Here is a 6,164-nt window from a genome sequence, read left to right on the forward strand (position 1 = left end):
TATTTATCTGTGAAAATATATCTGAATTTAGCTTCATGGAAAAAGGCTTTTTCTCTTTGAGCCATAAACTCCTGCCAGATTTCATGCAATTCTTTTTCTAATCTATTATTTTCAAACCTTATATCATCCTTATCTTCATCATCCAATTCATTAAAACCTCCCGTCAGCTCTCCATCTTTGTTCTTAAACCCTGTTGTTACTGAGTGGTAGTTTGAAGCAATCATAACAACGTTACTTGCTAAGTAATTCCTTAACTTCGGTAACGTCACTACTTGCATTCCAATTCGTTCATTCAAGCCTCTCTGCCTTAAGTACTCTTTCCTTGCATACATGAAAGCAGCAGTTGCTATTAAAAAGCTAGCAAAACTTCCGAAACTAGAAAACTTACCAGCTAACGATTCATCACAAAAAAAGTAACAATTAGCCCCGTCAACATGAAAAGTCCTAGCAAAAAATACATAATAACCTCCCAGTATGGAGAGACTACATCATCTAAATATTTATCTATTTTCCTGAACATTTTAGTTCGCATCCTTTGATTTTGATTGTTCTTCCTTCTTACTACTAATATTTACTTTTTTAATAAGCTCCATCATCAGTTCTTGTGTATTTAAAGGGAAACTGTCTTGTTGAGCTACATTTGTTTGCCTAGAAGCAAAAATCCGTTCAGCAATTGAAATTTTAATTCTATTTTGGTCTGCTTCTGGGAGTGATGCAATGTAAGGTGTAATTGCTTTTAAATCTAATGCTGTGTGATGGTAGTTATATTGTTGCTCGCGGTGCTTTGTTGATTCTCTAGACAAATAAGCAGCTGGGATTGATAGAATAAAAACTAACACAGTTCGAAAAATAGAACTTTCCCAGCTAAAACCAGAATGAGTTGAATCATAAAATGAATAGCAGACGATATATATAATAATCGCCATACAAGATATTGACCCAACTCTTAACCAATTAGCCGCTTTTTTCTCGTCTGCTGCACTATGGTCATAATCTTGTGCCATTACCCTATTAGCAGTCTGCCCTAGAACTTCATCCATTTGCTCTTTTTTCTCTTCCAGCTCAGCTAAAGTGGTTTCGAATAGTTCTTCAATTACATTAGCCTTAGTCCGTAATACCTCGAGATTATTGTCTATTGCAATTTCAACCTCATTTGTTTTACTTTGGAATTTTTGAACCATTTTGTCTGTTTGCTGTTTATGATCACTAAATTGAGAATCTAATTCTTTACCTATAACTTTCAAGGACTCAGCGATAATTCTCTCTTGAACTTTAGAGTAGTCAAACGACCTAGCGTCCTCTAACTCAAGTGTTCCAACTTTAGTTGCATTAAAAGCTTGTATGAGTTGATTTACTTTTTTAGATACAGTTTGTATCAATATTGATACGTGATCATTAACTTCTGAGAGCTCCTGAGCTGTCTGTAAAAAATTATCAAAGTTAACATCTAAACTGTGTAGGTGATTTGAAATAGTAGCTAATAGTAACTCGGGCTTACTTATATAGCCCTGTATGCGATATGAACCCACTTCAAATTTACTTAAGAAATTATCGTCCGCAACATTTGCTAACTCGGAAAGTTCACCGGTAATATTCTGAAGATCATTATCAATAATAGTCAGTTGCTTAACTACACTGCTAATTTTAGAATATGAGTTTGTTTTATTTATATATTTTTTAATTTCGGTAAAGTCATTATTAATTGAATTTACTATTTCAAAGATTTCTTTTATTAGCATGAGTCCATTCCTGATTATTTTTATTGTAAATTTACATCTATTCTACATAACTTCTTATAGATTAAACTAAAAAGTCACTCAATATCTCAATCACTTCTTTCTCATCATCCTGAAGAGCCATAGGGGTCACCCATTAGAAAATTCCGGTCAAGCAGGCAGCTGTGTTTTCTTGATCTTTTTATTCAAAAACCAAGTGTTCTTATTATTTAAACTCAATTTAAATATGACTACGCACCTAGTAATGACGTCGATTGGTGTGAATATGCACCAGTCACCCATATGAATTTAGGCAGTTTAATTAAGCATTATTGATGATTAATTAAGGCCCTTGGCTTTCGCCTCAGTCATCGTTTAGTACCAATGTCAGTCCAGTTTCTGGCTGTGTTTACACACTGCGCTATAACAAGTCTGTGGTTTATGCTTACACATAACCAACCCTGTGTGGCTCAAACATTGGGCATATCCAGTATTTAAAATATGAGCGGTTAACGTGCAGGCTCAATCAAATCTAATGGTTTTACCAACCCCATTACGAGCTCAACACGTTAACCTAATTTGTTTTATAGACGCTAAGCAAACGCCTTGTGTTCATCGAATGGTACATTGTCTTTAAGCACGTGATAACACGCTCTTGCGAGCTTATGTGCAACCGTTTTAATCGCAACTACCTTGTTTGTTTTAGCCAGTTTTCGTTGATAATATTTTTTAACTGTTGGGTTATAACGAATTGCAAAATTAGCGGCCTCAGTAAAAGCCCACGCTAAATAACGATTACCATTCTTCTGATTCGTAGCGCCTTTTTTCTTTCCATTACTGTACCTTGCCCCTTTAACACAGCGACAATACGATGAGAAATTACCTGGGCTATCAAAACGTTTAATCGTGCCGGTTTCTAACATAATAGTCAGTGCTAAAGTATTCCCAATTCCATCAATACTGGATAGGTTTATAAATTCAGGGGAGAGTGATGTTTGTTTTAAAATAGCGCCCTCTATCGCATTAATTTGCTGTTGAGCACAGCGTATTAATGAGAGGTTAGAAATGACTGACAGTGCTGTATTCATTGAGCTAAAGTCTGCATGTACCTGCTCAGTATCAACGCCTTTTCTGATAGCAGCCATTTGCTTTATTTTGTTGCTACCGAGCTTATAACCAAGATGACGCATGTAACAACTTTGCACCGATAATAAGTTTTTAGTGGACTGTTGAACAATGTCCATTCGTTTGCGCATTAAATCTCGAACAGCCCTGAGTTCACGTGGATAAATATAGCCTTCAGGGAGTATATCTAGACGTAGCATTTCAGCTAACCAGCGTGCATCACTATGGTCATCAGCATGTTTTAAGCCTGAATATTGTTGAATTGCAGCGGGGTTTGCTAAGTGAAGCTTAAATCCTGCATCCATTAATGCATCAACTAACCAATACCAATTAAATGTTGATTCAACAACAAGTCCTGCTAGCTTGTCTTTATACGGGGCTAAAAAAGATAAAATGACAGAGATGTCATTATTTAAACGCTTGCAGCTAAGCGTTTCACCTTGTTCATTAATGATAGCAATAACACAATTATTTGAATGCAAGTCAATTCCACCATATAGTTTCATACTAAGTTCCTCGAGGTACAGTTTATGTTTTGGTCAACACAACTGTATCGAAAAACTCGAGGAACTTTCTATATGATTATCAAATCTTGACTTCATACATCATAATTAATTAGCTATTCATATTCGCCGAAACTTAAATAAGTTACTGTGTCGGATGGCGCTTCGCTTATCCGACCTACGTTTTCAAATATATAATGCGGGGTTATTGGGCCGTGGGTATTGGAGGTTCGTTGGAGCTCGTTGGGTTTCGCTGCGCTCTACCCAAACTTTTATCTCTTCTTGATGAATGTTCGCCTTAAATTTTTACGCAGACGAAAATGGCGTTGCCTGAGCGCTGTGCCCATGGGGTTATTTTGTCGTAGTCATGTTCAAATATGTGGATTTCGAAGTACGGTTTTAGGGCTTCTTTAAGCTCGGTATAACTAAAAGCAACCATTGGGTGCTCGTCGTGCCATACAAGTGTTTTGTCTGCGGTGGTTTTTTCTATGCTGAGTTTTAATAACTGTTTACTGCCGCTGCCACTATAGTGCCAGCCAGAGCGAAATGTGAAGAAGCTATTTTCGCTTGTTGCGGTGTGCTCTACAAATGAATCGCTGTCGATTTTGTTTTTATCAACCGTGTTAAAGCAAAATATTCCACCTACGTTTAATGCGCTGTGTACGCTAGCAAGGCATTCTTTTAACTTATTAATGCCGTCGCAGTAATGGATTGAATACAAAAAGCAGGTAATTAAATCTAAGTGCTCGGTGACTTTAAATTCACTCATGTTTTGCAACGAAAATTGCGCTTCTGGGCAACGAACTTTTGCTTTATCGAGCATTGGCTGGTTTAAATCAAGCCCACTACTTTTATAGCCGTTATCAATAAAGTGGCGTACATGCGGGCCGGTGCCACATGCTAAATCTAGATGGGTGTTTGCGCCATTACCAAAAATTTGGTGCAGCCTGTGAATAGAATTGCTTTGGGCTTGATAATCTATATCTGCGCACATTAAGTCGTAGTAATCAGAAAGGTCGGTGTAGAGTGCATTTGCGGACATATAAGCCTAGTGGTAAGTAGTAGAATATTTTTAAGTCGCGCATAGTAAACTAATTAGCACAATTAACGAAGAAGATATGAGCTTTAGGGTAGATGTAATCTTAGGTTATAAAGTTCAGGCTATAAAGTACAGGACTGTCGGATGGCGCTTCGCTTATACGGCCTGTGTATTTAAATATTATAGAGCGTTGTTGTAAAACGGTGTGAAATTGGAGGTTCGTTGGGTTTCGCTACGCTCTACCCAACCTACGTACTATAACTTTAAGCTGGCTTTAACTAATTCCTAAATACTTATGTACTTGTATTGATAGGCGCCAGTTTTTAGCAATACAGGTGTCGATTGCTAATTTAGTTGCTGATACTTTTTGGCTAATTGGCTGCAAGTAAACAAGCTTTGGATTAACGCCTGTTTTAGCAAATAATTCTTCTAGCTCTTCTACGTGCTTTTGCATCGCAACGGGGTGTTTTATCTCATTTGCACGCTTCATGGTGCTGGTAAGTACTTCATAACCGCCGCGCATATTGATTTTTGGCGATACCGTTACCCATGTTTGCTCTGGGGCGAGTATTTCAAACGTGCCGCTGGTTTCTATTTGTGTGCTAAAGCCGTGTTCGTGTAATAAGTTACATACTGGATTTAAGTCGAACATACATGGCTCGCCGCCGGTAATTACTACATGCTTTGCGGTATACCCACGTGATTGAAACAGCGCTAAAATTTGCTCTGCACTGGCGTTAGCCCAATGATCTGAGTCGGCTTTTTTTTCTACGGTTTCATCCAGCGATACTTTATATACATTATCAACATCCCACGTTTGCTTGGTGTCGCACCAAGAGCAGCCTACTGGGCAACCTTGCAAACGTAAAAATATTGAGGGTGTGCCGGTAAAACTAGCTTCACCTTGAATGGTTTCAAACACTTCATTAATTTTGTACAAAAGAGATCTCACTTACTACCTAGCAGCCAAATTGCTACTATTAAAAAACCAAAAAGCGCTGTGCAAAAATTGTTATTTAAGCTGCGGCCGTGTAGTATATCGCGCCCTGATATAAACCTCTATTAAAACTAAGAGCAAAACAGATATGACGCAAAAAGTAGTTGTTATTTATTCCGGCGGTATGGACTCGTTTACCGTACTAAATAAAGCCCTGCAACAAGGCCATGATGTATATGCCCTTTCATTTGACTATGGTCAGCGTCATGTAAAAGAGCTTAAAGTAGCGGCAAGTGTGTGTGAAAAATTAAACGTTCCACATAAAATTGTTGATATTTCGGCGATTAACCAACTTATTGGTGGCTCATCACTTACTGATGATATTGACGTACCTGAAGGCCATTACGAAGAAGAAAGCATGAAAAGTACGATTGTACCTAATCGTAATATGATTTTGCTCTCGCTTGCTGTTGGCTACGCGGTATCACTTAAAGCTGGCAAAGTTTATTACGGCGCTCATTCTGGGGATCATGCTATTTACCCTGACTGCCGTCCTGAATTTGTGCAAAAAATGGATGACGTGTGCCGTATTGCTAACTACGACGCGGTAGAAATTTTTAGCCCATACTTAAACAATACTAAAATTGGTATTTTAACCGACGGTATTGAAATGGGTTTAGATTACAGCCAAACGTGGACCTGTTATAACGGCCGTGAAAAGGCCTGTGGTAAATGTGGCGCGTGCCAAGAACGCCTTGAAGCATTTGCACTAAATAACATTACAGACCCGTTAGAATACGAATAAGCCGCAATTAATTAGTAATACAATTGCTGTAAACAAAAAG

The 6,164-nt window shown here is 38.0% G+C and carries 6 protein-coding genes; 1 reads left to right on the top strand and 5 read right to left on the bottom strand.

The window, feature by feature from the left end; all coding sequences use genetic code 11:
• From P20495_RS20685 to queE, 5 genes are all read right to left on the bottom strand, one after another.
• On the bottom strand, positions 1-296 hold a 296-nt coding region (locus tag P20495_RS20685; protein WP_138950683.1), incomplete at its 3' end, for a hypothetical protein.
• A 225-nt stretch (positions 297-521) separates the two neighbouring features.
• Positions 522-1,739: a hypothetical protein gene (locus P20495_RS07890; protein WP_008136959.1), complete on the bottom strand. Its 1,218-nt coding sequence runs from the start codon at positions 1,737-1,739 to the stop codon at positions 522-524.
• A gap of 569 nt (positions 1,740-2,308) precedes the next feature.
• A complete protein-coding gene (locus tag P20495_RS07885) occupies positions 2,309-3,346 on the bottom strand; it encodes an IS110 family transposase (protein ID WP_008136962.1) in 1,038 nt (345 codons plus the stop codon).
• A gap of 295 nt (positions 3,347-3,641) precedes the next feature.
• The gene (locus P20495_RS07880; RefSeq protein ID WP_008136964.1) at positions 3,642-4,385 is read right to left on the bottom strand and encodes a class I SAM-dependent methyltransferase; all 744 of its coding nucleotides are present in this window, start codon (positions 4,383-4,385) and stop codon (positions 3,642-3,644) included.
• A gap of 271 nt (positions 4,386-4,656) precedes the next feature.
• The gene (gene queE / locus P20495_RS07875; RefSeq protein ID WP_002960417.1) at positions 4,657-5,322 is read right to left on the bottom strand and encodes a 7-carboxy-7-deazaguanine synthase QueE; all 666 of its coding nucleotides are present in this window, start codon (positions 5,320-5,322) and stop codon (positions 4,657-4,659) included.
• Between the two features lie 145 nt (positions 5,323-5,467).
• Here queE and queC point away from each other — a divergent pair, with 145 nt between their 5' ends.
• On the top strand, positions 5,468-6,124 hold the full coding sequence (gene queC / locus P20495_RS07870) for a 7-cyano-7-deazaguanine synthase QueC (RefSeq protein ID WP_008136967.1): 657 nt from the start codon (positions 5,468-5,470) through the stop codon (positions 6,122-6,124).
• Positions 6,125-6,164 lie beyond the last annotated feature (40 nt).

This window comes from Pseudoalteromonas sp. BSi20495 (assembly GCF_000241185.1).
GTDB lineage: Bacteria > Pseudomonadota > Gammaproteobacteria > Enterobacterales > Alteromonadaceae > Pseudoalteromonas > Pseudoalteromonas fuliginea.

Excerpts from the sequence above, each read along its gene's own strand:
- P20495_RS07890 (WP_008136959.1), bottom strand. The coding sequence starts at position 1,739 with ATGCTAATAAAAGAAATCTTTGAAATAGTAAATTCAATTAATAATGAC.
- P20495_RS07880 (WP_008136964.1), bottom strand. The coding sequence starts at position 4,385 with ATGTCCGCAAATGCACTCTACACCGACCTTTCTGATTACTACGACTTA.
- P20495_RS07885 (WP_008136962.1), bottom strand. The coding sequence starts at position 3,346 with ATGAAACTATATGGTGGAATTGACTTGCATTCAAATAATTGTGTTATT.
- queC (WP_008136967.1), top strand. The coding sequence starts at position 5,468 with ATGACGCAAAAAGTAGTTGTTATTTATTCCGGCGGTATGGACTCGTTT.